Annotated in this window: 31 protein-coding genes; 5 read left to right on the top strand and 26 right to left on the bottom strand. The window is 74.7% G+C overall.

The genetic code is table 11. From position 1 onward, the window contains the following. Nucleotides 1–19: 19 nt before the first annotated feature. From smc to C229_RS0111845, 14 genes are all read right to left on the bottom strand, one after another. Nucleotides 20–3,682, bottom strand: coding sequence for a chromosome segregation protein SMC (gene smc / locus C229_RS0111785; protein ID WP_018655284.1), 3,663 nt, complete (start codon nucleotides 3,680–3,682; stop codon nucleotides 20–22). 163 nt (nucleotides 3,683–3,845) lie between these two features. Continuing rightward, the gene (locus C229_RS0111790) at nucleotides 3,846–4,043 is read right to left on the bottom strand and encodes a hypothetical protein (protein ID WP_018655285.1); all 198 of its coding nucleotides are present in this window, start codon (nucleotides 4,041–4,043) and stop codon (nucleotides 3,846–3,848) included. A gap of 179 nt (nucleotides 4,044–4,222) precedes the next feature. Continuing rightward, nucleotides 4,223–4,525 carry an acylphosphatase gene (locus C229_RS0111795; RefSeq protein ID WP_018655286.1) on the bottom strand — a complete coding sequence of 101 codons (303 nt, stop codon included), beginning with the start codon at nucleotides 4,523–4,525 and terminating at the stop codon, nucleotides 4,223–4,225. Between the two features lie 9 nt (nucleotides 4,526–4,534). Further along, a complete protein-coding gene (gene mutM / locus C229_RS0111800) occupies nucleotides 4,535–5,404 on the bottom strand; it encodes a bifunctional DNA-formamidopyrimidine glycosylase/DNA-(apurinic or apyrimidinic site) lyase (RefSeq protein WP_018655287.1) in 870 nt (289 codons plus the stop codon). Continuing rightward, on the bottom strand, nucleotides 5,397–6,155 hold the full coding sequence (gene rnc / locus C229_RS0111805; protein WP_018655288.1) for a ribonuclease III: 759 nt from the start codon (nucleotides 6,153–6,155) through the stop codon (nucleotides 5,397–5,399). The genes mutM and rnc overlap by 8 nt, the downstream gene beginning before the upstream one ends. Nucleotides 6,156–6,450: 295 nt before the next feature. Then, nucleotides 6,451–6,630 (bottom strand): 50S ribosomal protein L32, encoded by a 180-nt coding sequence (gene rpmF, locus C229_RS0111810; RefSeq protein ID WP_018655289.1) that lies wholly within the window; start codon nucleotides 6,628–6,630, stop codon nucleotides 6,451–6,453. 1 nt (nucleotide 6,631) lies between these two features. Continuing rightward, nucleotides 6,632–7,240, bottom strand: a complete 609-nt coding sequence (locus C229_RS0111815; RefSeq protein ID WP_018655290.1) for a YceD family protein — start codon at nucleotides 7,238–7,240, stop codon at nucleotides 6,632–6,634. 146 nt (nucleotides 7,241–7,386) lie between these two features. Next, a complete protein-coding gene (gene coaD, locus C229_RS0111820; RefSeq protein WP_026313683.1) occupies nucleotides 7,387–7,866 on the bottom strand; it encodes a pantetheine-phosphate adenylyltransferase in 480 nt (159 codons plus the stop codon). A 108-nt stretch (nucleotides 7,867–7,974) separates the two neighbouring features. Next, nucleotides 7,975–9,423 (bottom strand): penicillin-binding transpeptidase domain-containing protein, encoded by a 1,449-nt coding sequence (locus tag C229_RS0111825; RefSeq protein ID WP_018655292.1) that lies wholly within the window; start codon nucleotides 9,421–9,423, stop codon nucleotides 7,975–7,977. A gap of 62 nt (nucleotides 9,424–9,485) precedes the next feature. Next, a complete protein-coding gene (gene rsmD, locus C229_RS0111830; RefSeq protein WP_026313684.1) occupies nucleotides 9,486–10,049 on the bottom strand; it encodes a 16S rRNA (guanine(966)-N(2))-methyltransferase RsmD in 564 nt (187 codons plus the stop codon). A gap of 135 nt (nucleotides 10,050–10,184) precedes the next feature. Next, a complete protein-coding gene (locus C229_RS0111835; protein ID WP_018655294.1) occupies nucleotides 10,185–11,132 on the bottom strand; it encodes a HEAT repeat domain-containing protein in 948 nt (315 codons plus the stop codon). A 31-nt stretch (nucleotides 11,133–11,163) separates the two neighbouring features. After that, nucleotides 11,164–11,256, bottom strand: coding sequence for a putative leader peptide (locus C229_RS36070; RefSeq protein WP_169513828.1), 93 nt, complete (start codon nucleotides 11,254–11,256; stop codon nucleotides 11,164–11,166). Between the two features lie 67 nt (nucleotides 11,257–11,323). After that, nucleotides 11,324–13,519 (bottom strand): ATP-dependent DNA helicase RecG, encoded by a 2,196-nt coding sequence (gene recG / locus C229_RS0111840; RefSeq protein WP_018655295.1) that lies wholly within the window; start codon nucleotides 13,517–13,519, stop codon nucleotides 11,324–11,326. Nucleotides 13,520–13,541: 22 nt separating this feature from the next. Further along, nucleotides 13,542–15,140, bottom strand: a complete 1,599-nt coding sequence (locus C229_RS0111845; RefSeq protein WP_018655296.1) for a DAK2 domain-containing protein — start codon at nucleotides 15,138–15,140, stop codon at nucleotides 13,542–13,544. A gap of 237 nt (nucleotides 15,141–15,377) precedes the next feature. On the opposite strand from C229_RS0111845, the gene rpmB reads away from it, so the two are divergent. Further along, entirely contained in the window at nucleotides 15,378–15,572 is a 195-nt protein-coding gene (rpmB, locus tag C229_RS0111850) for a 50S ribosomal protein L28 (RefSeq protein ID WP_018655297.1), read from the top strand. A 66-nt stretch (nucleotides 15,573–15,638) separates the two neighbouring features. On the opposite strand, the gene C229_RS0111855 is transcribed toward rpmB, so the two are convergent. The 4 genes from C229_RS0111855 to C229_RS0111870 form a co-directional block, all read right to left on the bottom strand. After that, nucleotides 15,639–15,872 (bottom strand): hypothetical protein, encoded by a 234-nt coding sequence (locus tag C229_RS0111855; protein WP_155884768.1) that lies wholly within the window; start codon nucleotides 15,870–15,872, stop codon nucleotides 15,639–15,641. Nucleotides 15,873–16,116: 244 nt separating this feature from the next. Further along, on the bottom strand, nucleotides 16,117–16,932 hold the full coding sequence (gene thiD, locus C229_RS0111860) for a bifunctional hydroxymethylpyrimidine kinase/phosphomethylpyrimidine kinase (RefSeq protein ID WP_018655299.1): 816 nt from the start codon (nucleotides 16,930–16,932) through the stop codon (nucleotides 16,117–16,119). Between the two features lie 29 nt (nucleotides 16,933–16,961). Continuing rightward, entirely contained in the window at nucleotides 16,962–17,555 is a 594-nt protein-coding gene (locus C229_RS0111865) for a cellulose binding domain-containing protein (RefSeq protein ID WP_018655300.1), read from the bottom strand. Between the two features lie 101 nt (nucleotides 17,556–17,656). Further along, nucleotides 17,657–18,574, bottom strand: a complete 918-nt coding sequence (locus C229_RS0111870) for a thiamine-phosphate kinase (RefSeq protein ID WP_018655301.1) — start codon at nucleotides 18,572–18,574, stop codon at nucleotides 17,657–17,659. A gap of 114 nt (nucleotides 18,575–18,688) precedes the next feature. Between C229_RS0111870 and C229_RS0111875 the strand changes: the two genes are divergently transcribed. Further along, nucleotides 18,689–18,922, top strand: coding sequence for an Lrp/AsnC ligand binding domain-containing protein (locus C229_RS0111875; protein ID WP_018655302.1), 234 nt, complete (start codon nucleotides 18,689–18,691; stop codon nucleotides 18,920–18,922). 10 nt (nucleotides 18,923–18,932) lie between these two features. After that, nucleotides 18,933–19,397, top strand: a complete 465-nt coding sequence (locus tag C229_RS0111880; protein WP_018655303.1) for a DUF3515 domain-containing protein — start codon at nucleotides 18,933–18,935, stop codon at nucleotides 19,395–19,397. Between the two features lie 6 nt (nucleotides 19,398–19,403). Here the strand turns inward: C229_RS0111880 and C229_RS0111885 are convergent, their stop codons facing one another. Together C229_RS0111885 and C229_RS0111890 are read right to left on the bottom strand one after the other, a co-directional pair. Beyond that, entirely contained in the window at nucleotides 19,404–19,721 is a 318-nt protein-coding gene (locus C229_RS0111885; protein ID WP_018655304.1) for a DMT family transporter, read from the bottom strand. A gap of 32 nt (nucleotides 19,722–19,753) precedes the next feature. Then, nucleotides 19,754–20,122 (bottom strand): DMT family transporter, encoded by a 369-nt coding sequence (locus C229_RS0111890; RefSeq protein WP_018655305.1) that lies wholly within the window; start codon nucleotides 20,120–20,122, stop codon nucleotides 19,754–19,756. 101 nt (nucleotides 20,123–20,223) lie between these two features. Between C229_RS0111890 and C229_RS0111895 the strand changes: the two genes are divergently transcribed. Then, on the top strand, nucleotides 20,224–20,649 hold the full coding sequence (locus tag C229_RS0111895) for a MarR family winged helix-turn-helix transcriptional regulator (RefSeq protein ID WP_018655306.1): 426 nt from the start codon (nucleotides 20,224–20,226) through the stop codon (nucleotides 20,647–20,649). 101 nt (nucleotides 20,650–20,750) lie between these two features. Continuing rightward, entirely contained in the window at nucleotides 20,751–21,110 is a 360-nt protein-coding gene (locus tag C229_RS0111900; protein ID WP_018655307.1) for a DUF3140 domain-containing protein, read from the top strand. 12 nt (nucleotides 21,111–21,122) lie between these two features. Here C229_RS0111900 and C229_RS0111905 read toward each other — a convergent pair whose 3' ends face one another. The 6 genes from C229_RS0111905 to C229_RS0111930 form a co-directional block, all read right to left on the bottom strand. After that, nucleotides 21,123–22,169 (bottom strand): PDR/VanB family oxidoreductase, encoded by a 1,047-nt coding sequence (locus C229_RS0111905; RefSeq protein WP_018655308.1) that lies wholly within the window; start codon nucleotides 22,167–22,169, stop codon nucleotides 21,123–21,125. Further along, complete coding sequence (locus tag C229_RS0111910) at nucleotides 22,166–23,047, bottom strand: metal-dependent hydrolase (protein ID WP_018655309.1); 882 nt, start codon at nucleotides 23,045–23,047, stop codon at nucleotides 22,166–22,168. The genes C229_RS0111905 and C229_RS0111910 overlap by 4 nt, the downstream gene beginning before the upstream one ends. A 135-nt stretch (nucleotides 23,048–23,182) precedes the next feature. Beyond that, the gene (locus C229_RS0111915; protein ID WP_018655310.1) at nucleotides 23,183–23,854 is read right to left on the bottom strand and encodes an acetamidase/formamidase family protein; all 672 of its coding nucleotides are present in this window, start codon (nucleotides 23,852–23,854) and stop codon (nucleotides 23,183–23,185) included. A 97-nt stretch (nucleotides 23,855–23,951) separates the two neighbouring features. Then, a complete protein-coding gene (locus C229_RS0111920; protein ID WP_026313687.1) occupies nucleotides 23,952–25,064 on the bottom strand; it encodes a D-alanine--D-alanine ligase family protein in 1,113 nt (370 codons plus the stop codon). Nucleotides 25,065–25,128: 64 nt separating this feature from the next. Next, a complete protein-coding gene (locus C229_RS0111925; RefSeq protein WP_033424312.1) occupies nucleotides 25,129–26,118 on the bottom strand; it encodes an NAD(P)H-dependent glycerol-3-phosphate dehydrogenase in 990 nt (329 codons plus the stop codon). A gap of 17 nt (nucleotides 26,119–26,135) precedes the next feature. Next, complete coding sequence (locus C229_RS0111930) at nucleotides 26,136–26,960, bottom strand: lysophospholipid acyltransferase family protein (RefSeq protein ID WP_018655313.1); 825 nt, start codon at nucleotides 26,958–26,960, stop codon at nucleotides 26,136–26,138. Nucleotides 26,961–26,972 lie beyond the last annotated feature (12 nt).

The raw sequence follows: 26,972 nt of genomic DNA on the forward strand, positions 1-26,972 counted from the left end.
CATAGTGGCACGAAAGGGATCAGGCGGGCTCGGGTTCGCGGAGCCGCTGGCTGATGACCTGGGTGACGCCGTCGCCGCGCATGGAGACGCCGTAGAGGGCGTCGGCGCCCTCCATCGTGCGCTTCTGGTGGGTGATGACGATGAGCTGGGACGACTCGCGCAGCTCCTCGAAGACGGTGATGAGGCGCTGGGTGTTGGTGTCGTCCAGCGCGGCCTCGACCTCGTCCAGCACGTAGAACGGCGAGGGGCGGGCCTTGAACACCGCGACGAGGAACGCGATCGCGACCAGCGAGCGTTCACCGCCCGACAGCAGCGACAGCCGCTTGACCTTCTTGCCCGGCGGCCGGGCCGAGACCTCGACGCCGGTGGCGAGCATGTCGTCGGGCTCGGTCAGCGACAGGCTGCCCTCGCCGCCGGGGAACAGGCGGGCGAAGATGCGCTCGAACTCGCGCTCGGTGTCGGCGTAGGCGGACGCGAACACCTGCTGCACGCGCTCGTCGACCTCCTTGACGATGCCCTCCAGCTCGCGGCGCGTCTTCTTGAGGTCTTCGAGCTGCGTGGTGAGGAACGCGTGCCGTTCCTCCAGCGCCGCGAACTCCTCCAGCGCCAGCGGGTTGACCTTGCCGAGCTGGGTGAGCTGCCGTTCGGCGGTCTTGGCGCGCTTCTCCTGCGCGGCGCGGTCGTAGGGGGCGGGCGCGGCGTCCTCGGCGGCCTCGGGGCCGGGCGGGACGGGCTGGTCCGGGCCGTACTCGGCGACGAGCGCGGCGACCTCCAGGCCGAACTCCTCCAGCGCGCGCTGCTCGTACTGCTCCAGCCGCAGCCGCTGCTCGGCGCGGGCGACCTCGCTGCCGTGCGCGACGTTGACGAGCCGTTCCAGCGTCGTCGACAGCTCCCGGACCTGGCCGCGCACCACCCGCAGCTCGGCGGTGCGCGCCTCGCGGGCCTGCTCGGCGGCCTCGCGCCGCGCGACCGCCTGCTCCAGCGACCGTTCGATGCGGTCCAGGGCGGTGCGGGCGCCCCGGTGCACGGCCGCCGCGACCCTGGCCTGCTCCTCGCGGCGGGCGCGGCGGGCGGCGGCCTGCGCGCGCTCCTCGCGTTCGCGGCGGGCGCCGCGCTCCAGGGCGTCGGCGCGGCCCGCGATGGCCTGCACGCGTTCCTCGGCGGTGCGGACGGACAGCCGCGCCTCCATCTCGGCCGAGCGCAGCTCCTGGCAGCGGGCGTTCAGCTCGTCGCGGGCGGCGGTGTCGTCGCCCGCGTCGTCAGCGACCTCGGCCGCCTCCTCCGCCTCTTCGAGCCGCATCGCCAGGTCTTCGGCGGCCTCGGTGTCGGCCTCCAGCGCCGACGACGCGGCGTCCAGCGACTTGGTGAGCCGTTCGACCTCGCCGCGCGCGGCGCGCGCGTCGGCCTCCAGCCGGGCGGCGCGGCGTGCCTCCTCCGCGACGGCCGCGTCGGCCTCGCGGACGCGGGAGCGGACGCGGTCCAGCGCGGCCTGCGCCCGGTCGACGCCGCTCTGCGCCTGCTGCGCGGCGGCCTGCCCGGCGTCCAGCGCGGCCTGCGCGGCCTGCTCGGCGGCGGCGGCCTCGTCCAGCGCGACGGCGGCGGTCTCGGCGGCGGTCTCGGCGGCGGCCAGACCGGCGATGGCCTCGTCGAGGGTGGCGCGCATCTCCAGGAGGCCGTGCGCTCCCCCGGCGGCGCCGCCCTGCGCCCAGTGCGCGCCGACCAGGTCGCCGTCGCGGGTGACCGCGCGCAGCTCCGGACGGGACCGCACCAGCGCGGCGGCGGACGCGACGTCGCCGGCGACGGCGACGTCACCGAGCAGGTGGTCCAGCGCGGGACGGACGGCGTCGGGCACGGTCACCGCGTCCACGAGCGGCTCCACCCCGGCCGGGCGCGCCGCGCCGCCGGGCGCGCCGCCGACGAGCAGCCCCGCGCGTCCCGCGTCGCGGGCGCGCAGCAGCGCCAGCGCCGCTTCGGCCGTGTCCAGCGACCCGACCGCGACGGCCTCGGCCGCGTTGCCGAGCGCGGCGGCGACGGCCGCCTCGTACCCGGGCCGGACGGTCAGCAGCGACGCGACCGTGCCGAGCACCCCGGGCAGCGACCCGTCGGACCCCGCCGTCAGCAGCGTCTCCCCGCCGTCGGCGGCGCTGGCCAGCGTCAGGTTCAGCGCCTCGATCCGCGCCTGCAACGCGGTGACGCGCTTCTGCGCGGCCTGGTCGGCCGAGCGGGCGGCGGCGACGGCGGCGCGGGCGTCCTTGAGGGCCTGCCGGGGGCCGTCGACGGCGGCGCGCGCGTCCTCGGCGGCGTCCCTGGCGGTGTGCAGGGCCTCCTGCGCGGCCTCGTGCTCGGCGGCCAGCTCCGGATCGGCGACGATGCCGGACTCGAACGCCGCGTGCTCGGCGGCGGCGGATTCGGCGCGCCGCTCGGCCTCGGCGCGGGCCTCCCCGAGGCGGCCCAGCTCGGCCGCGCCCGCCTGGGCGCGGCTGCGCAGCGACTCCACCCGGGTCCGCAGCCGGGCGAGCTGGTCGCGGCGGTCGGCGGCGGCGCGGGCGGCGGCCTGCAACCGGCGTTCCTCGGCGGCCAGCGCCTCTTCGGCGGCGGACCGTTCCCGGACGGCGTCGTCGCGGCCCTCCTGCGCGAGTTCCAGGGCCTCGCGCAGCATGGCCTCCTGCTCGCGGATCTCGGCGGCCTCGCGCTCCATGTCGCCGGGGTCGCGGCCGCGCCGCTCCTCCCCCGCCTGCGCGGCGTTGTTGCGGCGCTCGGCCGCCAGGTCGGCGACGCCGCGCAGCCGCTCCTTCAGCGCCGACAGCTGGAACCAGGTGTCCTGCGCCTGGGTGAGCAGCGGCGCCGCGGCGGCCTCGTCGGCCTCCAGCAGCGCCTCGCGCTCCTGCGCCTCGGCCAGCGACCGTTCGGTGGCGGTGCGGCGCTCGCGGATCGCGGCCTCGTCGGCGGCCTCCTGGTCGAGCTTGGTGCGCAGCGTGACGAGGTCGTCGGCGAGGAGGCGGGCCTTGGCGTCGCGCAGGTCGGCCTGGATGACGGCGGCGCGGCGCGCGATCTCGGCCTGGCGGCCGAGCGGCTTGAGCTGGCGGCGCAGCTCGCCGGTGAGGTCCTGGACGCGGTTGAGGTTCGCCTGCATCGCGTCGAGCTTGCGGAGAGCCTTCTCCTTGCGCTTGCGGTGCTTGAGGACGCCCGCCGCCTCCTCGATGACCGCGCGGCGGCCCTCGGCCCCGGCGTGCAGGACGCGGTCGAGCTGGCCCTGCCCGATGATGACGTGCATCTCGCGGCCGATGCCCGAGTCCGACAGGAGTTCCTGGATGTCGAGCAACCGGCACGAGTCGCCGTTGATCGCGTACTCGCTGGACCCCGACCGGAACATCAGCCGGCTGATCGTCACCTCGGTGTAGTCGATCGGCAGCGCGCCGTCGGAGTTGTCGATCGTCAGGACGACCTCGGCGCGGCCCAGCGGCGCGCGGTTCGCCGTCCCGGCGAAGATGACGTCCTCCATCTTGCCGCCGCGCAGCGACTTGGCGCCCTGCTCCCCCATGACCCACGCGAGCGCGTCCACGACGTTGGACTTGCCGGAGCCGTTGGGTCCGACGACGGCGGTGATGCCGGGCTCGAACCGCAGCGTCGTCGAGGACGCGAACGACTTGAAGCCGCGCAGCGTCAGGGTCTTGAGATACACGTGCCCCGCCGTCCTCCCCGTGGTGTGGCACCGGCCAGGGTCGAAACCCTACCGGCGCCGCACCTCGCGGACCGTCATCTCGGCACGGAACCGCCGAGGGCGGGCACACAGAAGGGACGCCGATGAAAGCGTCCCCTTGTTCACTGCGAGTTGTGGGCGCCGATCAGGTCAGCGCCGGTTCACGATCCTTCACTGCGAGCGACAGCACGTCGTCGCCGGCCGCCGTCGCGAGCGCGTCGTTCTCATCCTGAAGCCGAGAGAGTTCGGATTCGAGCTCACGTACGCGCCGCTGAAGGCGCCGCATCTCCGCGACCATCCGGGGGTCGGGACCGCCGACGTGGCCGAGTAGAGCCTTCGCCATGACTAAGGGTCCTCCACGCTGAGTCACCAGCAGGAATCGCGCCCGAGGAACAGAGATCAGTCGGTGCGCGTTGCATCTAGAGTCGCACCGGCGTGCGCCCGGGTCAAGATGGACATCACGGGCCGGTAACAACCTGTCGTATCCAGTTTAGCATCTGCCAACCGGCTTCCCCTACCCGGTCACCTCTCCTCGAAACCGCGCAGCCCCCCGCGCGGGGCGTCCCAGCGGACCGCCACGCCCGTGACCTGCCCGGGTCGCCCGGGAACGTCGGCGGCCTCCAGCGCGGTGAGAAGCAGATCACACGAACGCCGCTCCCCCTCGGCCACGACCTCGACCCGGCCGTCGCGCAGGTTGCTCGCCGAGCCGGTCAGCCCCAGCTCCAGCGCCCGCGACCGCGCCCACCAGCGGAAGCCCACGCCCTGCACGCGTCCGCGCACCCACGCGGTCATCCGCACGGCGCCGTCCGGCGCGCCCTGGTCCATCGAACTCCCCTAGAGCCGCGCGCGGCGCGGCATCGGCTGGCACACCGGGCAACTGTAGGACGACCGGTTCATGAACACGTCCCGCCGGATCGGCGCGCCGCACCGGCGGCACGGCTCGTCGCGGCGGCCGTAGGCGTCCAGGGAGCGGTCGAAGTAGCCGCTCTCGCCGTTCACGTTGACGTACAGGCTGTCGAAGGAGGTGCCGCCGGCGGCCAGGGCCGCCGCCATCACCGCGCGGACGCCGTCCACGATGCGGGCGACCTCCGGGCGCGTCAGCGTCTCGGTCGGGCGGGCCCAGTGCAGCTTCGCCCGCCACAGCGCCTCGTCGGCGTAGATGTTGCCGACGCCGCTGATGAGCGACTGGTCGAGCAGGGCCCGCTTGACGCCGGTGCGGCGGCGGCGCAGGGCGCGGTGGAAGGCGTCCTCGTCGAAGGCGTCCTCCAGCGGGTCGGCGGCGATGTGCGCGACCGGCTCCGGGACGCGGCCGAGCGGGCCGTCCACGAGGTCGGTCACGAGCAGGTGGCCGAAGGTGCGCTGGTCGACGAACCGCAGCTCCTGGCCGCCGTCGGCGAACGCGACGCGAACTCGCAGGTGCTTCTCCGGTTCGCGCCCGGGGTCGGCCACCAGGAGCTGACCGCTCATGCCCAGATGGGCCAGGACGGCCTCGTCGCGGCCGTCCACCGGCAGCCACAGGTACTTGCCGCGCCGCTGCGGCGCGGCGAGCGTCGCGCCCGCGAGGCGCCCGGCGAACTCGTCCGGCCCGCCGGGCTGGCGGCGCACCGCGCGCGGATGCAGCACCCGCGCGGACGCCACCGTGCGGCCGGTGGTCCACCGCTCCAGCCCGGCGCGGACGACCTCGACCTCCGGCAGCTCAGGCACCGGCGGCGTCCGGCGCCTGCGCGGCGGCGCTCTCGTGCCGCCGCACCGCCTCCTCCCGGATGGCGTTCCAGGCGGCCTCGGCGGCGTGCTGCTCGGCCTCCTTCTTGCTGCGGCCCTCGCCCGACCCGTAGGTGGCGCCGCCGACGCGCACCGAGGCGCGGAACGTCTTCTGGTGGTCGGGGCCGCTCTCGGCGACGTGGTACTCGGGGACGCCGAGTTCCTCCACCGCCGTCAGTTCCTGGAGCGAGGTCTTCCAGTCGAGCCCGGCGCCCAGGCCCGCCGAGCGGGTGATGAGCGCGTCGAACAGCCGGTGCACGAGCGCGGCGGCCTCGTCCAGGCCCCGGTCGAGGTAGACGGCGCCGATCAGCGCCTCCAGCGTGTCGGCGAGGATCGACGACTTGTCGCGCCCGCCGGTGCCCTCCTCGCCGCGGCCGAGCCGGATGTGCGCGCCGACGCCGAGCGCCCGCGCGACCCCGGCCAGCGCCCGCATGTTGACGACGGCGGCGCGCAGCTTGGCGAGCTGTCCCTCGGGCAGGTCGGGGTGGCCGCGGAACAGCGTGTCGGTGACGACGAGGCCGAGCACGGAGTCGCCGAGGAACTCCAGCCGCTCGTTGGTGGGCAGCCCGCCGTTCTCGTAGGCGTAGGACCGGTGCGTGAGCGCGCGGTCCAGCAGGGCGGGTTCGATCTCGACGCCCAGCGCGCGGGCCAGCGCCGCGCTGTCGGTGGCGTGACCGGGCTTCTTGCCGCTCACGTGGCCCTCCTTGAGGAGACCGGGGCGCCCACGGGACGCGGACGCCGGTGATGCGCGTGACGGCGTGGCGGCGGACGGAACTCCGGAAGGTCCACGAAGGCGAGGTGCGCGCCGGTCGGGAATGACTTCCCGGCGTGCACCACGGCTCCGGGCGGCTCCCGGACGGTACGGCCGCGGCTCCGGCGTCACCCGCCGGTGGATGGTCCGGTGCGGGCCGCGCGGCGCGGCCCGTACCCGGTGCGTCCGGAGGGGCGGCCGCGCGCCGCGCGGACCGCCCCCCGGGATGCGTGTGCGATCAGGCCGACGGGGTGATGACCTGCCGGCGGTCGTAGGTGCCGCACGTCGCGCAGGCGGTGTGGGGCAGCTTCTTGTCGCGGCACGTGGGGCACTCGACCAGGGTCGGCGCAGCGGTCTTCCACTGCGAGCGCCGGTGCCGCGTGTTGCTGCGCGACTTCTTCCGCTTCGGGACGGCCATCTCAGCCTTCCTGCCTTCGTTCTCGTCGGTCGGTTCCGCGAGGGCCAGGGCCCCCGCTCCCCCCGGTGGGGGAGGCCGGTGCGGACGGAGCGGACTCCGCATCGCCGCCGGTCAGTTCGTGCAGCGCCGCCCACCGGGGGTCGGCGACGTCGTGGTGGTGGTCCGGCTCGGCGTCGGCGAGCCGCACACCGCACTCGGCGCACAGTCCGGGACAGTCGTCCCGGCACAGCGGCGAGAGCGGCAGGGCCAGCAGAACCGCGTCGCGGAGCACCGGTTCGAGGTCGATCAGGTCGTCCTCAAGGCGGTACTCGTCGTCTTCGGCGTTGCCGCCGGAGCGGGTGTCAGGATAGACGAAGAGTTCCTGGAAGTCGGCCTCGAACGTGTCGGAGATCGGGTCGAGGCAGCGGGCGCACTCCCCCTCCAGGGGGACGGTCGCCGTGCCGGTCACCAGGACGCCCTCCAGCACCGCCTCCAGCCGCAGGTCGAGTTCGATCACGGCGCCCGCGGGCACGCCGACCATCTCGACGCCGAAGTCCTCCGGGGCGGGCACGCGCGGGGTCTCGCGGCGCGAGGTGCCCGGCTGCCGTCCCAGAGCCCGGGTGTCGAGCACGAGGGGCGCGTGCGGATCGAGGCGTGACAGTGGGAACTCCAGCGCGAGGAAGAGGCATGGGTGTGACGGCCGTGGTTCGGGGCCGGTGTACCAGGGTAACCGACCTGGCCGCACGCACCCAACTCGCGCGGAAGGGCCGGGACCTCTCAGGATTCCTGGAGGCGGGCGGCGAGGCGCTCGTGGATCAGCTCGGGGATCAGGCCGGACACGTCGCCGCGGTACTTCACGATCTCCTTCATGAGGCTGGAGGAGAGGTAGGAGTACAGCGGGTTGGTGGACATGAACATCGTCTCCACGCCCGCCATGCGGTGGTTCATCTGCGCCATCTGCAACTCGTACTCGTAGTCGCTGACGGCGCGCAGCCCCTTGACGATGACGGGGATGTCGTTCTGCCGGCAGTAGTCGACCAGGAGGCCGTGCCAGGTGTCGATCCTGACGTTGCCGTACTCCTTGGTCACCTCCGTCAGCATCTCGACGCGCTCGTCGATCGTGAACAGGCTCTTCTTCGTCTTGTTGATGAGGACCGAGACGACGACCTCGTCGAACAGGCGGGAGGCCCGGCTGATGATGTCGAGGTGGCCATTGGTCACTGGGTCGAAAGATCCGGGACATACGGCGCGGCGCACGGGCGGCTCCATCCTGGCTGCGCTTTCGCGGTGGGACTTCGTTCGTGCAGGTCGGCACCCTGCGGCGCGACGGTACCAAACGGCGATCACGGACGTCCTACCCGGGTTTCAGTCCGCCAGGGCAGCGAGGACGCGCGCGGCGCCGGTGCCGGACTCGATGCCGTAGCCGTCGGCCTCGGTCAGCACCGCGACCGCGTACCTGGGGTCGTCGGGCGGGCCGAATCCGATGAACCAGCGGTCGTTGTAGGAGACGCCGTCGATGTCGGCGGTGCCGGTCTTGCCGCCCGCGACGGCGCTCCCCTGGAGCCGTTCGCCGGTGCCGGTCCGCACGACCTCGCGCATCATCCGGTTCATCTGCCGGGCCTGCGCCCGGGTGAGGGCGCGGGTGAGCGGACGCGGGTTCGCGCGCTCGACGGTGGAGCCGTCGGCGCCGCGCAGCCGTTCGACCAGGTAGGGCGACATGACCTCGCCCTCGTTGACGGACGCGGCGGCGACCAGCGCCATCTGGAGCGGCGTCGCGACCGTGCTGCCCTGGCCGATCGCGCCGAGCGCGCTCAGCGACGGCTGGTCGGTGTCCGGGAACGAGCTGGGCGCGGCGGACATGCCGCGCTCGATCTCGATGCGCTCGTAGAAGCCGTAGCGGCGGGCCGCGGTGACGAGCGCCGCGTTGCCCGGCTGCTCGGCGCCCATGTACGCGAACGTGGTGTTGCACGACTCGGCGTAGGCGTTGAGCAGCGGGACGGCCGAGCGGTCGCACAGGCCGCCGATGTCGCCCTCGTCGTTGTTGATCGCCTGCCCGGCCCCGGCGGGCCGGTAGGAACGGCCCGCGCGCACCCGGGTGGACGGGTCGTCGCCCGCGGCGAGCGCGGCGGCGGCGCTGATCGTCTTGAACGTGGAGCCGGGCGGGAACAGCTCGCCGGTCGCCTTGTTGAGCAGCGGGCGGCGGGGCGCGGCGTTGAGCCGGTCGAAGGCGCGCTCGGCGTCCCGGGAGCTGAGCGTGGCGACCGTGTTCGCGTCGTAGGAGGGATAGGAGGCCATCGCGACGATCGCGCCGGTGGCGGCGTCGAGCGCGACGACCGCGCCGCGCCGGGCGCCGCTGTCGCGCAGCACGGCGTAGGCGGCGCGCTGCGCGTCGGGGCGGATGGTCGTCTCGACCGTGCCGCCGGGGATCTTCCGGCCGAGGACGCGGTCGAGAAGGCTGGTGGTGACCAGGCGCGGGTCGCTGCCGTCCAGAATGTGGTTCTCGGCGTTCTCCAGCGCGGTCTGGGTGAACAGCGAGAAGTGACCGGTCACCGGAGCGAAGGTCTCGCTCTCGCGGTAGCGCCGGACGTACCGGCCGTCCCCGGCGGGCTCCGACCACGCCAGCCGGACGCCGCCCGCGACGATCGGCCCCCGCTGGACGCGGTTGCGGTTCTGGTACTGGCGCGAGTTGAGGGCGTCGTCGCGCAGTTCCCCGGCCTGGAAGCCCTGGACGTAGGTGACGTTGGCCAGGAGCGCCAGGATCATGACGAGCGTCACGAGCCACGTCCGTCTGAGCGCCTTGTCGGTCCCGAGCATGCCCGGCCGCCTCCGTGGAGATGATCAGTCCGTCGATCATCTTCTGCCCGGCGGGCGGGCCGTCAACCGGTGGCGCGCCCGTACCAGAACACGGCCTCGCCGTAGCGGCGGTCGCGTTCGGCCTCGTAGCCGTCCGGCCAGGCCAGTGCGGGGCCGCGTACCGAGCGCTCGACGGCGACCAGGGCGTCGGCGGCGAGCCAGCCGTGGTCGCGCAGGTCGTGCAGCAGGGCGAGGACGGCGTCGTCGGCGAGCGCGTAGGGCGGGTCGGCGAACACCAGGTCGTAGGGGGCGTCCGGCGCGCGGCGCACGACGCGTTCGACGCGGTCGGCCACGGCGACGGCGCCGGGCAGGCCGAGCGCCGCGATGTTCTGCCGGACGACCTTGACGGCGCGCGGGTGCGACTCGACCAGCAGCGCGTGCGCGGCGCCGCGCGACAGCGCCTCCAGCCCGACGGCGCCCGACCCGGCGTACAGGTCGGCGGCGCGCAGCCCGTCCAGCGGGCCGAGCAGCGCCTGCACGGTCGAGAACAGGCCCTCGCGGGCGCGGTCGCTGGTGGGCCGGGTGTCCCTGCCGGACGGGACGGCGAGCCGCCGTCCGCCCGCGCTGCCCGCGATGACCCTGCTCATGCCGCCCAGTATCCCGGAGATCGGCTGTTCGCCGGACGGGCGGAGCGTCCCCACCCCGAGGCGCTCCGCCCGCCGGCGACCGGCGGCGGCCCGGGAGTCCGGGGGAGGGCCGCGGCCGGGTCCAGGGGGTGCGTCCTAGGCGAGCGCCCAGCGGGCCTGCGTGCGGACGCCCGGGTCGGGGTCGGTGAGCAGTTCGGTGAGGGCCGTCAGGACCTCGGGCCGGTCGACCCACTGCTCCAGGGACTGCACGGTGGTGCGGCGGACGTCGACGATCGCGTCGCGCAGCGCGCGGAGCAGCGGCGGCACGGCGGTCTCCGGGTCGGCGGTGGCCAGCGCGAGCGCGGCGCGGCGGCGCACCTGCCAGCTCGGGTCGTCCACCGCGCGGGCGACGCGGGCGGCCAGCCCCGCCGGGACGGCGAGGTCGGCGGCGGCGTCGAGCGCGGCCATGCGCACGACGGGGTCGTGGTCGGTCACCAGGTGCGCGAGGGCGTCGTGCCCGGCGGCGGTGCCGAACCGGGCCAGGCCCTCGGCGACGGCGACGCGGACCTCGCGGGACGGGTCGTCGGCGGCCTGCGCGACCTCCGGCCCGGCGCGCAGCGCGATGAGGCCGAGGACTGCCTGCACGCGGACCTGCGGCTCGTCGTCCTGGAGGCCCTGCGCGTACAGCTCGGCGGCGCCGGAGGTGAGGGCGGCCAGCAGCGCGGCGGCGGACTCGCGGGTGGCGCGGTCGCGGCCCCGGCGGGCGGCGAGCAGCAGCGCGCTGACGCCGTCCTCCCCCAGGTACAGCTCGGGCAGGTCGCGCAGGTATCCGGCGGCGAGGCGGCGGATGCCGGCGTCCTCGTCGGCGAGGGCCCAGGCGATGGTGTCGCCGGTGTCGCGGGCGGCGACGCCGTGGCGGGCGGCGCGGCCGAGGGCGCGGACGGCGGCGGCGCGGACCTCGGGCTCGGGGTCCGAGAGCTGCTCGCGGACGTCGTCGGGCGTGGGGGCGTCGAGCCGGTGCAGGTCGAGCACGCGGTCGAGCGGCGCGGTGCGGCGGTGGGTACGGCGGGTGCGGGTGATGGCGTGGTCGTGGGTGAGCGTCATGGCGGCCTCCGGTCGGCGCGTCGGATCTCCGTCAGGGTCGGGATCGGCGCCGGGGACACAGGGCGCTCGCCTGCCGCCGGAGATCGACGTGGCGGCGAGCGGTGAGGAGTTCGCTCAGGTTCACGACTCCATCGTGACCCTGCCGAGGGGTTAAGTCAACTTAATAAGTAGGAAATATGAAGAGGCGAGGATCACGTCTTCTCCAGGTACTCCGCCCGCTCCTCGTCCAGCAGCGCCGCCAGCTCGGCGGCCAGCCCGGGATGGGAGGACAGGTCCGGATCGCGGGCGACCAGCTCGGTCGCGGCGTCGCGGGCCGCGCGGATCGTCTTCTCGTCGCGGTTGAGCCGCAGCAGCCGCAGGCTCGACGCCCGCCCCGCCTGCGCCGCGCCCAGCACGTCGCCCTCGCGGCGCTGCTCCAGGTCGAGCCGGGACAGCACGAACCCGTCCGTCGTGGAGGCGACCGCGTCGAGCCGCTCGCGCGCCTTGCTCCCCGGCTCGGCGTCGGTGACCAGCAGGCACAGGCCCGGCAGCCCGCCGCGCCCGACGCGGCCGCGGAGCTGGTGGAGCTGGGAGACGCCGAAGCGGTCGGCGTCCATGATGACCATCACCGTCGCGTTCGGGACGTCCACGCCGACCTCGATCACCGTGGTCGCGAGCAGCACGTCCAGCTCGCCGTCGGTGAAGCGGCGCATCACCGCGTCCTTCTCGTCGGGGACCAGACGGCCGTGCAGCACGCCGATGCGCAGGCCCGGCAGCAGCTCGTCGAGCTGCGGGCGCAGCTCCACGATGCCGAGCGGCGAGCGGCGGGCGCCCTCGTCCACCGGGACGTCGCCCTCGTCGCCCTCGGCCTCCCCGATGCGCGGGCACACGATGTAGATCTGCCGGCCCGCCCGCGCCTCCTCACCGATGCGCTCCCAGGTGCGGGCCAGGAACGCGGGCCTCTCCGGCGGGACGACGACCGTCTGGATGCCCGCCCGGCCCGCCGGAAGCTGCCCGAGCACCGACGTCTCCAGGTCGCCGAAGACCGTCATCGCGACCGTGCGCGGGATGGGCGTCGCCGTCATGACGAGCACGTGCGGGCGCCCGCCGCCGACCTTCTCGCGCAGCGCGTCGCGCTGCTCGACGCCGAACCGGTGCTGCTCGTCCACCACGACCAGGCCGAGTTCAGCGAACTGCACGCGATCTTGCAGGAGCGCGTGCGTGCCGACGACGATCCCGGCGTCGCCGGACGCGGCCTCCAGCAGCGCCGCCTTGCGCGCCTTGGCGCCGAGCGAGCCGGTGAGCAGCGCGACGCGGGTCGCGTGCTCGGCGCCGCCGATCTGCCCGGCCTGCGCCAGATCACCGAGCAGCGCGACGATCGAGCGGTAGTGCTGCTGCGCCAGCACCTCGGTGGGGGCGAGCAGCGCCGCCTGCCCTCCCCCGTCGACGACCTGGAGCATCGCGCGCAGCGCGACGACCGTCTTGCCCGCGCCGACGTCGCCCTGGAGGAGGCGGTGCATCGGATGCTCAGCGGCCAGGTCGGCGGCGATCTCCTCCCCCACCTGGCGCTGGCCGTCGGTGAGGGTGAACGGGAGCCGGGCGTCGAACGCGTCGAGCAGGCCGTCCTTGCGCACCGGGCGCGGCTGGGCGGGCAATGCGCGCGCGGCGCGGCGGCGCTGCGCCAGCGCGATCTGCACGACGAACGCCTCGTCCCACCGCAGGCGCTTCTTCGCGCGGTCAAGCTCGTCCCAGTCGCGCGGCCGGTGGATGCCGTCGTACGCCTCGCGCTGCCCGACGAGCCCGCGCGCGGCCAGCAGGTCGGCGGGCAGCGGCTCGGCGCCGAACTCCACCTGATCCAGGACGGTCTGCACGGACTTGGTGATCGCCTCGATGTCGAGGCCCTTGGTGGACGGATAGATCGGGATGATCTCGTTGGCCCACTCCGCCGCCGTCGCCTCGCCCGCCCGGTCGGGCACGACCTTGTACTGCGGGTGGGTGAGCTGCCGCTGCGGGCGCCCGCTGCGCGGCCGGTACGTGCTGATCTTCCCCGCGAACAGGCCGCGCGTGCCGGGCGACAGGTCCTTCTCGGCCACGTACGAGCCGCGCCGCCCGAAGAAGCTCAGCTTCAGCTCGCCGGTGCCGTCGGTGACGGTGATCTCCAGGACGTAGCCGGGGCTGCGCGACAGCGTGCGGCCCTGCACCTTCACGACCTCGGCCATGACGGTGACGTGCTCGCCGTCCTCCAGCCCGCTCAGCGGCGTCAGCTCGCCGCGATGGGCGTAGCGGCGCGGATAGTGGTGCAGCAGGTCTCCGACCGTGTGCAGGTCGAGGCCCTTGGCCAGCACCTTCGCGGTCTTGTCGCCCAGCGGCTTGGACAACGGTTCAGCGAGATTCACCACGGACCCCATTCAAGCCCATCGGGGTGACACCTCACTCCACTCCGAACAGCAGGGGGTAGAGGACCTGGCCGCCGTCGTACACGCCGACCTCCACGTCGGGGTGCCCGGCGCGCAGGTGCTCCTCCAGCGCCCCGGCCAGGCCCGGTTCGGCGTGCGCACCCGCGACGAGCGTCACCAGCTCGCCGCCGCCCGACAGCATCCGGTCCAGGACGCGGCGCGCCGCCGTGATCTGGTCGCCCTCGATGAGCGCCACGTCGCCCTCGATGAGGCCGAGGACGTCGCCCGGCGCGCAGATCCCGGCCGAGGTGACGGCCTCCTGCGCGGCCACTTCGAGCTGCCCGAACCGGGTCGCGCCCGCCGCCCGCGTCATCGCGATGACGTCCTCGGCGAACCGCCGCATCGGGTCGTGCACGGCCAGCGCCGCCAGCCCCTGCACCGACGCCTTCGTCGGAACGACCGCGATCCGGCTGCCCGTCTCGCGGGCCCGCTCGGCGGCGGCCTCGGCCAGCGCCAGCACCTCCGGCTCGTTCGGCAGCACCACGACCTCCTCCCCCGCCGCCAGGATCGCCTCGGCCAGCACCGCCAGCGGCGGCACCGCCCCCGGCTCGCGCCGCACCACCCGCGCGCCGACGCCCTCGAACAGCGCCGCCAGCCCCTCGGCGGCCGTGACGGCCACGACCGCGCGGCCGTCGTGCGGAGCGGCCTGGTCCGGCGCGGACGGCGCGTGCAGGTACGTCACCCGGATGCGGTGGGCGTGCCCGGCCGACAGGCCCGCCTCGATCGCGGCGCCCGCGTCGTCCACATGCACGTGCACGTTCCACAGCCCGTCGCCGCCGACGACCACGAGCGAGTCGCCGAGCGCGTCCAGCCGTTCGCGCAGTCCCGCGACCGCCGCGTCGTCGGCGTCGAGCAGGTACATCACCTCGTAGCCGGGGCCCGGCCCGTCGGCCTCGCGGGGCTGGACGGGGGCGAAGCCCTCGGTGCGGGCCGGGATCACGTACCGCTCGGGGTACTCGTCGGTGACGACGGCGACGAGCGCGTCCAGCACGACGCACAGCCCCGCGCCGCCCGCGTCGACCACGCCCGCCTCGGCCAGCACGCCGAGCTGGCCGGGCGTGCCGCGCAGCGCCGCGCGCGCCCCGGCCGCCGCCGTCCGCACCACGTCCGCCAGCGGCGCGCCGTCCGGCACGGACCCGGCCGCCGCCTGGAGGACGCTGAGGATCGTGCCCTCGACGGGATGCTCCACCGAGCGGCGGGCCAGCCCGGACGCGTAGCGCAGCGCGGCGCCGAACCGGTCGCCGCCCGCCGGGGGGCCGTCGGGGCCGAGCCGGTCGGCGAGGCCGCGCAGCACCTCGCTGAGGATGACGCCGGAGTTGCCGCGCGCGCCGAGCAGCGCGCCGCGCGCGAACGCCCGCCACGCCTGGGACGCGCCCGCGCCGTCCGGCAGCTCGGCGACGGCGTCGGCGGCGGTCAGCAGCGTGAGGTGCAGGTTCGTCCCGGTGTCGCCGTCGGGCACGGGGAAGACGTTGAGGGCGTCGATCTCGGCGCGGACGGCGCCGAGCGCGTCCGCGGCGAGCCTGCTCCACCGCCGTACCGCCGGGCCGTCCAGGACGTCGAGCACTTCCGCCACGCTGGTGTCCCCTTCCCGTCCGCCTCCGCTTACCCCGGCGTATCCCTCTGTACCGTGCGCGGTGGCCTCTTGGGAACGGCCCGGCGCCGATTCGCGCCGGTGACGAGCCATCGGCTACTCTGATCCCTGCGCCTCGTCCCGAGGCGTCTTCTGCGAGCGCACCGGCCGCCCCGTCCCTCGGGCCCGGCTCACCGGAGCGCTCCGGCTCACAGCATCGACACCCACTTGGAGTTTCCCGTGGCTTCCGTCTGCGACGTCTGCGGCAAGGGACCCGGTTTCGGCATGCGCGTCTCCCACTCGCACCGCCGCACCCCGCGCCGCTGGAACCCCAACATCCAGCGCGTGCGCGCCGTCGTGAACGGTGCCACCAAGCGCGTCAACGTGTGCACCTCGTGCCTCAAGGCCGGCAAGATCGTCAAGCCGACCGTCTGACGCCCCGCGACCTTCCCGGCCCATCGGTTCACCGGTGGGCCGGTTCTGTCGTTTCCGGGGGTCCGCTCAGTCCGTGCGGGCGGCGAACCGCGCCTCGGGCCCCGGGTCGGCCGGGCCGGGCGTGACCTGCGCGGGCGTGGGGCCGTCCGGGCGTCCGACGCCCGCGTCGCGCGCGAGCACGGCGAACGCCACCGCACAGGCGACCAGCAGGACGACGAGCAGCACGCCACCGCGCAGCGCCGACTCCTCGGCGACCTCACCGCCCTCGGCGGCGTCCACCACCGCAAGCATGTCCTGCACGCCCGCCCCTTTCGCAGGGGCGACTCCCCTGGCGTGGCCGATCATCGCACGGCGCCGGGAACGATCCTTGTCACCGAACGCAGCCTTCCCACCCCCCGCGACTCACCCAGGTGAGCCCCCGACAACGCACCGCCCGCAGACCCCGGCGCACCCCCACCGGAAGGCGCCGCGGCCACCCGGCCGCAACCGCCACACGGTGGGCACCCGGCGGAATGCCGAGCGCGGGCAGCGTGGGGCGTGGTGGTCAGTGGGGTGGGCGGAGGTGCCAGGCGTGGTCGACGGGGCCTATGCCGGTGCCGAGGGGGAAGCCCGCGGCGATGGCGCCGGTGACGTAGTCCTTGGCGGCGGCCACGGCGGCGGGCAGGTCGGCGCCGAGCGCGAGGTGGGACGCGATGGCCGAGGCGAGGGTGCAGCCGGTGCCGTGGGTGTGGCGGTTGTCGTGGCGGGGCGCGGTGAAGCGGTGCTCGGTCTCGCCGTCGAAGAGCAGGTCGGCGGGCTCGCCGGGGAGGTGGCCGCCCTTGATGAGGACCCAGCGGGGGCCGAGCGCCTTGACGGCCTCGGCGGCGCCGCGCAGGCCGCGCTCGTCCACGACCTTGACGCCGGTCAGCAGCTCGACCTCCCACAGGTTGGGGGTGACGAGCGTCGCGACGGGCAGCAGGGCGGAGCGGACGGCGTCCACGGCGTCGGGCGCCAGCAGCGTGTCGCCGTGCTTGGAGACGCCGACCGGGTCGACGACGACGGGCGCGGAGACGTCCGCGAGCGCCTCGGCGACGGTCTCGACGAGCGCGGTGGAGGCGAGCATGCCGGTCTTGATCGCGTCGGCGCCGATGTCGGACAGGACCGAGTCGAGCTGGGCGCGGACGGCCTCGGGCGGCAGTTCCCAGTAGCCCTGGACGCCCAGCGAGTTCTGCGCGGTGACGGCCGCGACGACGCTCATCCCGTGCGTGCCGAGGGCGAGCATGGTCTTCAGGTCGGCCTGGATTCCGGCGCCTCCGCCGGAGTCGGACCCGGCGATCGTGAGCACGAGCGGCGGGGCCTGGCCCCCGGAGGTCTGCGGCATGCCGCCTAGTTTACGGGGGTCTGACCCGCTCAGACGCGGGTGCACTCCTCGCGGTTGAGCACGCAGGTCCGCGGTCCGCCCGCCGTCCCGGCGGCCCGGAAGACGATCTTCACCGACTGGCCCGGCTCCAGCGCGGGCGCCCCGGCGGGGCTGCGGACCCAGCCGCGGCGTCCGGTCTCCACGACCTCGCCGCCCTGCGCGGAGCGCACGGTCGCGTCCGGGAGGGCGAACGCGAGCGACCAGCGCGCCACCGGCGCGCTGCCCCGGTTGGTGATCGTCGCGGTGCCGGTGAACCCGGTCGCGCCGCGCTCGGCGAGCCGGAAGGCGACGACGAGCCCGCTGCCCCGGCCCGCGTCGCGGCTGGCGCGTTCCCCCTGGTCGCGCTCGGCGAGCCGGCCGCCCTGCGCGGTGTCGGTCAGCGGCTCGTGCGCGGGCGCCGCGAAATTGAGCGAGATCTGCTGGGTGCTGAAGGCGTAGGAGACGACGCCGCCCGCGACCACGAGCGCGAAGATGGGGAGCAGGGGGACGGGAATGCGCGGCCGGTTCGGGCGGTCGCCGGAGGCCGGTTCGGCGTCCGGCGCGGCCTCGTGGCCGGGCTCTGGAGTTCTGGTGTGTCGTCCCATCCCATTCCTCTTCGATCAGAGGATGTATACCAAACGGGCCTCAAAACTGCCTACCGGATGAGCAAAGCCAAACCGTACGGTAGGGGGCGTTTTACCTGCGCTTAACGCCGGAAGTGATCCCAGCCACCCGACGTCACGGCGCGCCCGTCCACGACGACGCCGTCGCCCCGGGCCACGCGGCCGATCGCGCGCCACGACGACGGTACGGCACCGGAGGGGAACGCGGCGGCGAACGCGTGGTCCTCACCGCCGGTCAGTGCGAAGCGCAGGCCGTCCCCGCCCGGTACGCCGGGAATCTCCAGCGCGGCGGCGTCGATCTCGATCCGCACGCCCGACGCCGCCGCGACGTGCCCGAGGTCCTGGACGAGCCCGTCGCTCACGTCGATCATCGCGGTCGCGCCCGCCGCGCGCGCCTCCGCGCCCGCCGCGTACGGCGGCCGGGGGCGGCGGTGGGCGTCCAGGAACGCGGCGGGGCCGTCGGCGCCGCGCTCCAGCAGGTCCAGGCCCGCCGCCGCGTGGCCGAGCCGCCCGCGCACCGCGACAACGTCGCCGGGGCGCGCTCCCGACCGGGTGAGCGGCGCGCCGCCGCCGAGGTCGCCGAGCGCCGTGACCGCCAGCATGAGCGCCGGGGCGCCGACGACGTCCCCGCCCGCGACGCCCGCGCCCGCCGCCATGCACTCGTCGGCCAGCCCGTCGTACAGCCGCTCCAGCCACTCCACGGACGTCTCCGGGGGCACCGCGAGGCCGACGAGCAGCGCGGTCGGGCGGGCGCCCATCGCGACGACGTCGGCGAGGTTCTGCGCGGCGGCCTTGTGCCCGATGTCCTCGGGCGCGGACCAGTCGGTGCGGAAGTGACGGCCCTCGACGAGCAGGTCGGTCGTGGCGGTGACGCGGCCGTCCGGCGCGGCGACGACGGCGGCGTCGTCGCCGGGGCCGAGCGGGACGTGCTCCCCGCGCGGCAACCGCGCGGTCAGCCGCTCGATCAGCCCGAACTCCCCCAGGTCACCGACGTTCTGCACGATCCCGCCCGTCCGTTCGCGGGGCCCCGCGTCGCGACCCCGGCCACCCCGTGTGGCGGGTGACACGATACGGTGGCCGGTTGTTGACCCAAGTCTCCGCCCGGGGAGGACGTGATGGTGCACGCCTACATCCTCATCCAGACCGAAGTCGGCAAGGCCGCCGACGTCGCCGCCACCATCGCCGCGGTCGAGGGCGTGCTGAAGGCCGAGGACGTGACCGGCCCGTACGACGTGATCGTCCGCGCCGAGGCGCGCGACGTGGACGAGCTCGGGCGTCTCGTGGTCGCGCGCATCCAGACCGTCGAGGGCATCACGCGGACGCTGACCTGCCCGATCGTGCGCATCTGAGGACCGTTTCATGTTCGGGGGAACGCTGCGGCCGTCCGCCGCCGTGCTGGTGGCCGCCGGCCTGCTCGCGGGCTGCGCCGAGGGCGCCGTCCGGGTTCCGGCGCCCGCCGCCGACGCTGCGGCGGCCCGGCTGTGCGAGGGGCTGCGGCTGCCCGAGTCGGTCGCGGGCCAGAAGCGCCGCGACACCGACCCGGATTCGGCGCTGACCGCCGCGTGGGGGAAGCCCGCGATCGCGCTGCGCTGCGGGGTGCCGCGCCCGGCGGCGCTGCGGCCGGAGTCGCAGCTCCAGACGATCAACGGGCTCGACTGGTTCGGGCTGCCCGCCGACCGTCCCGTCACGTGGACGGCCGTCGGGCGCCAGGCGTATGTGGAGGTGACGGTCCCCGCGCGGTACGCACCGCCCGGCGACGTGCTCATCGAGCTCGGCGACGCCATCACCTCCACCGTTCCTCCCCGTCCCGAGGGCGAGCTGTGACCGCACTCAGCCCGCGGCCAGCTTGAGCGCGAGCACTCCGCCGAGGATCGCCGCGAATGACAGCAGCTTCGACGTGGTGATGCGCTCCTTGAACAGCACGGCGCCGAAGACGACCGTGCCGATCGCGCCGAGGCCCGTCCAGATCGTGTAGCCGACGGCGACGTCGAGTTCGCGCAGGGCCAGGCTGAGGGTGAAGATGCCGCCGGCCGCCGCGAGCAGCGTGAACACCGAGGGCCAGAGCCGGGTGAAGCCGCGGGTGCTGTTGGTGCCGAGGGCGAAGGCGATCTCGAAGACGACGGCGATGCCGAGGAAGATCCATTCCATGGTGGGGCTCCTTGCGCGAGGTGGGGCGGGGGTCAGGCGGAGACGGGCTCGGGCAGCGGACGCTCGTCCGGCACGGGCTCGGCGGCGCGGTCGCTCAGCTTGAGGCCGAGCACGCCGCCGATGATGAGGACGAACGAGGCCGCCTTGGCGAGCGTCATCGGCTCGTCGAAGATCAGCGTGCCGAAGACGACGGTGCCGACCGAGCCGATGCCGACCCAGACGGTGTAGCCGACGCCGACGTCGAGGGTCTTGAGCGCGAGGCTGAGGAAGAAGATCCCGAGCCCGGCGGCGCCCGCCGTCAGCAGGGACGGCCAGAGCTGGGTGAAGCCGTCGCTGGCGTTGGTCGCGAGGGCGAAGACGACCTCGAAGACGGCGGCGATGAGCAGGTAGATCCAGGCCATGGGTCCGCACTCCTTATTTGCATGTACGTGCAACTGCGTGGTGAAATCATTGCATGTACATGTACCTTGGTGTCAAGTCGGATCGAGCGAAAGGCCGGGAGATGAACAGCACGCCGGACACCGCCGTCTGGGACGGCGTCGTGGCCCTGCACGCCCACGTCGAACAGCGGCTCGCGGCGGCGCTCCAGCGCGGCCACGGCCTCGGCCTGTCGGAGTACCGCGCGCTCGGCCACCTGGCCGTGGCGGAACGCAGCGAGCTGCGGATGCAGGAACTCGCCGCGAAGATCGGCCTGAACCAGAGTTCGGTGACGCGCCTGGCCGGACGCCTCGTCGCGGCCGGGCTGGCCGTCCGCGACGACTGCCCCGACGACCGGCGCGGCGTCTACGCCGTCCTCACCGACGCGGGACGCGAGCGGCACGCCGCGGCCGGCGCCACCTACGGCGCCACGCTGGCCGAGGCGCTGGACGACGCCGCCGCCGACCCATCCCTCGCGCCGACCGTCGCCGCGCTGCGCCCGTCCGCGTAGCGCCGGGGTCGGCGCGAGACCAAGAGTCCTTGGCACGCGCCGGGAGGTGGACCGGGCGGCGGCGGGGAAGGGGGTAAGGGAAAGCCGAGAGGGAGGCCGCTGTGAACCACCGTGTCGCGCCGGAGACCGAGGAACTGTGGGACGAGTTCCACCGCGCCGTCAACATGAGCTCGGAGGAACTGCGGCCCTGGCTGCTGACCGACGCGTCGGGCACCGACGGGATGCCCGCCGAGCCCGACCTCGGCGTCCCCGAGATGGGCCGCCACGTCGTCCGCATCCTGCGCAAGCGCAAGGTCGACCTCACCGAGGACGACCTGGACGCCATGCGCCAGGTCGTCGACCGCGTCAACGACCTGCTGGCCCACCCGCCCGGCACCGGCGCCTCCAACGAGAAGTGGCGCCACTCCCTCATGGACCTCGGCCACGACCCCCTCAAGCCGGACGAGCACGGCGACGACTGAGGCGGCCGGGCGCTAGAGGTCGAGCGTCAGGCGTCCTCCCGAGGCGCGTGAGACGCAGACCAGCAGGCCGGACTCGTCGGCGTCGGAGACGGCGCGCTCGTCGGCGTGCCCGGCGACCAGGCCGACGCGGCACGTGCCGCAGAACCCCTGCCGGCACGAGTAGGCGACGCCGGGGACGGCCTCGCGCAGCACGTCCAGCGCGGAGCGGTCCGCCGGGACGGGCAGCACGACGCCGCTGCCGCGCAGCTCGATCTCGAACGGCTTGCCGTCCACGATCGGCGCCGGGGCGAAGCGCTCGAAGTGCAGCGTGGAGCCCGTTCCGGCGGGGAACGCGGCGCGCACGCCGTCGATCATGGCGGCGGGGCCGCAGCAGTAGACGGCCGTGCCGGGCGCGGCGAGGCTCAGCAGCTCGGCGCAGTCAGGCACGCCGTCGACGTCGTCGGTGCGGACGGTGACGCGTTCGGCGGGCAGTTCGTCCAGGAACGGCAGCGTCGTCCGGGACCGGCCCGTGTAGACGAGCCGCCAGTCCGCGCCCGCGCGTGCGGCGGCGTGCACCATCGGCAGGATCGCGGTGATCCCGATGCCGCCCGCCAGGAACAGGTACCGCTCCCCCGCCAGGAACGGGAACGCGTTGCGCGGTCCCCGGACCCGTAGCGCGTCGCCCTCCGCGAGCCCGTGCGCCTCCACCGAGCCGCCCGCCCCGGCGGGCAGCGCGCGCACCGCGATCCGGTAGGTGCGGCGGTCGGCGGGGTCGCCGCACAGCGAGTACTGACGGCGCCGCCCGGACGGCAGCAGCACGTCCAGGTGGCAGCCGGGCTGCCAGGCGGGCAGCACGCGGCCGTCGGCGGCGGCCAGGCGCAGGCTGACGACGTCCGCCGCCTCGCGCCGCACTTCGCGCACGACCATCGCCAGGTCGCGTTCGACCGGCCGCACCGGCGGCAGCACCGGCTGCCGCAGCCGCCGCACCCGGTGGATGCCGCCGAACACGGCGCTCACCGCGACCCAGAACGGGTCGCGGTCGCGCCGCCCGTTGAGCGACGGCGGGATCGGCGCCGTCACCGCAGCGCCGCCTGCGCCGCCGGGGACGACGCCAGGTACGCCAGCGCCTGCTCGGTCGAGCCCTCCCCGAGCGGGCTGTAGTCGCGGCGCAGGTAGCGGCGGATGGACGGCAGCAGCAGCCGCCCCGACGGCGTCAGCCCGGCGGGCCCGGTGCGCCGGAAGTGGTGCAGCCCGCCCTTGACGCGTCCGCCGACCTGCGGGTCGGCCCACATCAGGTAGCGGTGCCCGCGCTGCCACAGCGCCAGCAGCATCGTGACCGTCTCGCCCATCGCGCGCACGCGGGGCACGTAGCGGCCGTCAAGATGCATGTAGAGGTCGTGCGCGACGTGCCGGTGCTCGACCTCCTCGGCGCCGTGCCAGCGCAGCAGGTCGAGCATGGTCGGGTCGGCCCCGGCCCGGTCCAGCGCCTCGGCGTTGAGGATCCAGTCGCCGAGGACGCCGGTGAAGTGCTCGATCGCGGCGATGAGGGAGATCCGCTCGTACAGCCACGCCCGGCCGCGTTCGCCGGTCACGCCTCGGTCACCGAGCAGGCTCTCGAACATGAACTCGACCTGGCGGACGAACGGCCGCACGTCCAGGCCCTGCGCGGCGAAGTGGTCGAGGACGCCGTCGTGGGAGGAGGCGTGTACCGCCTCCTGGCCGATGAAGCCGAGGACGTCCTCGCGCAGGCGCTCGTCGCGCACGAGCGGCAGCGCCTCGGTGAAGACGCGGACGAACCACTCCTCACCGGCCGGAAGCAGCAGGTGCAGGACGTTGACGAGGTGGGTGGCCACCGGATCGCCGGGAATCCAGTGCAGCGGCACTGCGGACCAGTCGAAGTGGACGTCGCGGGCCTGGAGGACGAGGTTGTCCGGCTCGTGGAGCCTCGGGGTGGTCATGGCTCTCCCCCATTGAACAGGGCATACCGACTATTGACGGCGCGTCCAGAACGTATCTCCGAGGACGTCACCCGGCAACCGGGCCCCCTGGTGAGCCTGGTCACCCGCGTCGGCGCGGTGGAGAGCGGCGGCCCGCTACAGCGTGGGCGCCGGGTTCGGCATCAGCATCGGGCCGGTGACGCGGAAGCGCTCGACCCCGCGACGGGTCAGGTTGACGCGCAGGTCGATCCAGCCGGGCAGCCCCGGCACGGCGCAGTCGGGCTCGGCGCGCTCGGGGAAGTGCAGATCGCCGACGGACAGCTTCGCGCCCGGCACCTGCACCGGCAGCAGGATGCGGGAGCCGGGGGTCAGCGGCGCGATGACGCAGCCGCCGATCGTCCGGCCGCGCGCCGCGCTGCGGACGGCGCCCGCCGCCGCGCCCGCGTAGCCGGGCAGGCCGGGCGCCAGGCCGCCGAGCAGCGGCGCGGCGGCGTCCGGTTCGTCCGTCCGGGCGGTGGCGTGCAGCGCCGCCGCGTCCGGCGCGCAGCCGATCACGCCCGGATGCCCGGACCGCACCGGGCGCCCGTCGGCGCGGCCGATCCCGACGACGTCCACGACGATCACGTCGCCCGGCTCGGCGCCCACGACCACGAGCGGCCCGCACAGCACCGCGTCGGCGCACGGCTCGCGCCCCTGGCAGTCCAGCCGCACCGAACCGCCCGTGATCACCTCGGCGGCGCCCGGGATGTCGGGATGCCACCGGTCATGCCCGGGGACGGCGCGCGCCTCGGCGGCGCGCGGACGGTACAGGGTCGGCGAGGAGAGCAACGAGGGCGTCCTTCCGGCGGGTTCCGCTGTCAGGACGATCTTGCCGGGAGACCTGTTTCCGAGCTGTTTCGCCGAGCTGAAAGTTGCGTAAGGAGCGCTACCGCAGCCCGACCGGGCGCCGCAGCGCCGTCTGGACGAGACGGTCGACCAGCGACGGGTAGTCGAGGCCGGACGCCGCCCACATCTGCGGGAACGCCGACGTCGGCGTGCAGCCGGGCATCGTGTTGATCTCGTTGAGCAGCCAGCGGCCGTCGTCGGTGTAGAAGAAGTCGACGCGGGCCAGCCCCTCGCAGTCGAGGGCGTCGAAGGCGCGGACGGCGAGGGCCTGCATCTCCTCCACGGCGCCGGGCGGCAGCTCGGGCGGGATCGCCATCGTCGTCGTGCCGTCGAGGTACTTGGTCTCGAAGTCGTAGAAGGCGTGGTCGCCGCCGACGAGCACCTCGGCGGGCAGGCTCGCCTCGGCCGGTCCGTCGGCGAGGCCCTGGAGGACGCCGCACTCGATCTCGCGGCCCGTCACGGCCGCCTCCACGATGACCTTCGGGTCGTGCTCGCGGGCGTGCTCGACGGCCGCCTCCAGCTCCGCCTCGGCGGTCACCCGGGTGATGCCCATGCTCGACCCGGCGCGGGCCGGCTTGACGAACACCGGCAGGCCCAGCTCCTTGATCTCGTCGAGCTTGCGCTTGCGCTCGCGGCGCCACTCGCGGTCGCCGACGAGCACGTACGGCCCGACGGGCAGGCCCCGCGCGCCCCACACGAGCTTCATGAAGCCCTTGTCCATGCCGACGGCGCTGGCCAGCACCCCCGCGCCGGTGTAGCGCACCCCGGCCATCTCCAGCAGGCCCTGGATCGTGCCGTCCTCGCCGTAGGGGCCGTGCAGCAGCGGCACGACGACGTCAACCTCGCCCAGCGCGCGCGGCACCTCGCGCGGCTCCAGCACGACCATGCCCCGGTTCGCGCCGTCCATCGGCAGCGCCAGCGGAGCGCCGGCGCCGTCGACCTCGGGCAGGCGCCCGTCCTCGATGGCGAGGCTCGCCGCGGACTCCACCAGGACCCAGCGGCCGTCGCGCGCGATGCCGATCGGCACCACGTCGTAGCGGTCGCGGTCCATCGCGGCCATCACCGCGCCCGCCGTGACGCACGAGATGCCGTGCTCGGAGCTGCGCCCGCCGAACACCACGGCCACGCGGATCTTAGGAGATACCTCGGACATGATCCCCGACCCTACCGGGGATCGTCCGCCCCGGCGACGGTCCGCGCGCAGGTGGACGCGCCGCTCAGATGCCGTACCGCTCCGCCTTGGGCGACCGGGAGATGAGCGACACGGCCGCCTCCTTGATCGGCATGCCGTGGTACAGCACGGCCGCGACGGCCTCCGCGATCGGCATCTCCACGCTGTGCTTGCGGGCCAGCTCCAGCACCGCCTCCGACGACTTGACGCCCTCGGCGGTCTGCTTGGTGACGGCGATGACCTCGTCCAGCGTCATGCCCCGGCCCAGGTTCTCACCGAACGTCCGGTTCCGCGACAGCGGCGACGAGCACGTGCCGATGAGGTCGCCCATCCCGGCCAGGCCCGCGAACGTGTGCTCGTCCGCGCCGAGCGCGATGCCGAGCCGGGTGATCTCGGCGAGTCCGCGCGTCATCAGCAGCGCCTGCGTGCTGTCCCCGAACCCGAGCCCGACCGCCATCCCGACGCACAGCGCGACGATGTTCTTGACGGCGCCGCCCAGCTCGCAGCCGACGACGTCGGTGGTGGTGTAGACGCGGAAGTACGCCGTCATCGTCGCGGCCTGGAGCCGCTGCGCGACGTCCTCGTCGGCGCACGCCGCGACGGCTGCGCCCGGCTGCCCGGAGGCGATCTCCCGGGCCAGGTTCGGGCCGCACAGCACGGCGATGCGGTCCTCGGGGACGTCGGCGACCTCCTGGATCACCTCCGACATGCGGCGCGTCGTGCCCAGCTCGACGCCCTTCATCAGGCTGACGAGCACCGCGTCGGCGGGCAGGTGCGGCGCCCAGGCGGTGAGGTTCGCGCGGAGCGTCTGCGCGGGGACGGCGATCGCGACGAAGTCGGCCCCGGCCATCGCCTCGGCCGGGTCGAGCGTGGCGCGCAGACCGGCCGGCAGCCCGATGCCGGGCAGGTAGTCGGGGTTCTCGTGCCGCTCGTTGACCGCCTCGACGACCTCGGGGCGCCGCGCCCACAGCGTCACCTCGCCGCCCGCGTCGCAGAGCAGCTTGGCGATCACCGTGCCCCAGGACCCGCTCCCCATGACGGCCGACCGGAACGTCACCGTGTCCCCTTCCGCTCGTCGTCGCCGCCCTCGGCCTCGGCCGGGGCGGGCTCGGTCAGGCCCGCCTCGCGGCGGCGCTCCCGCACGACCCGATGGTGGTCGTACAGCTCGGCGGGCGGCGTCTCGCCGCGCAGCTCGCCAGTGAGGCGGGCGATCTCGCGCATGATGTCGTCGGTGGCGGCGCGCAGGACGTCGCGGGTGAGCGGCTCGCCGGCGTACTTCGACAGGTCGACCGGGGGGCCCGCCGCGACGCGCATCGTCTTGCGGGGGAAGGGGTGGAAGCCCTTCTTCAGCGAACCCGCCAGGCCCGTCTTGGGACGCTTGGCGTAGGGCAGCAGCTCGTGCGCGCCCCAGGACGCGACCGGGATCACGGCGGCGCCCGTCGTGAGCGCCATGCGCGCCGCGCCGGTCTGGCCGGTCATCGGCCACATCTCCGGGTCGCGGGTGCAGCTCCCCTCCGGATAGAACATCAGGCACTCGCCGCGCCGCAGCGCGTCGGCGGCGTCGCGCAGCGCCAGCGAGGCGTCCTTGGTGTCGCGGTAGACGGGGATCTGCCCCGTTCCGCGCAGGATCGGGCGCAGGACCGGGATGCCGAACAGCGACGCCTTGGCCAGGTACACCGGGTAGCGCCCGGCCTCGTAGACGAAGTGGGCCAGGGCCAGCGGGTCGGTCTCGGAGATGTGGTTGGCCGCGATGATCAGGCCGCCCTCGCGCGGGACGTTGCCGCGTCCGCGCCAGTCGCGCTTGAGCGCTCCATAGAGCAGCGGGCGCAGGATGACGATCGTGAACCTTCGCCAGGCCGGCGAATAACCGTCGGTCATGCCCGTCCCTCC

The organism is Actinomadura flavalba DSM 45200, assembly GCF_000374305.1.
Lineage (GTDB): Bacteria > Actinomycetota > Actinomycetes > Streptosporangiales > Streptosporangiaceae > Spirillospora > Spirillospora flavalba.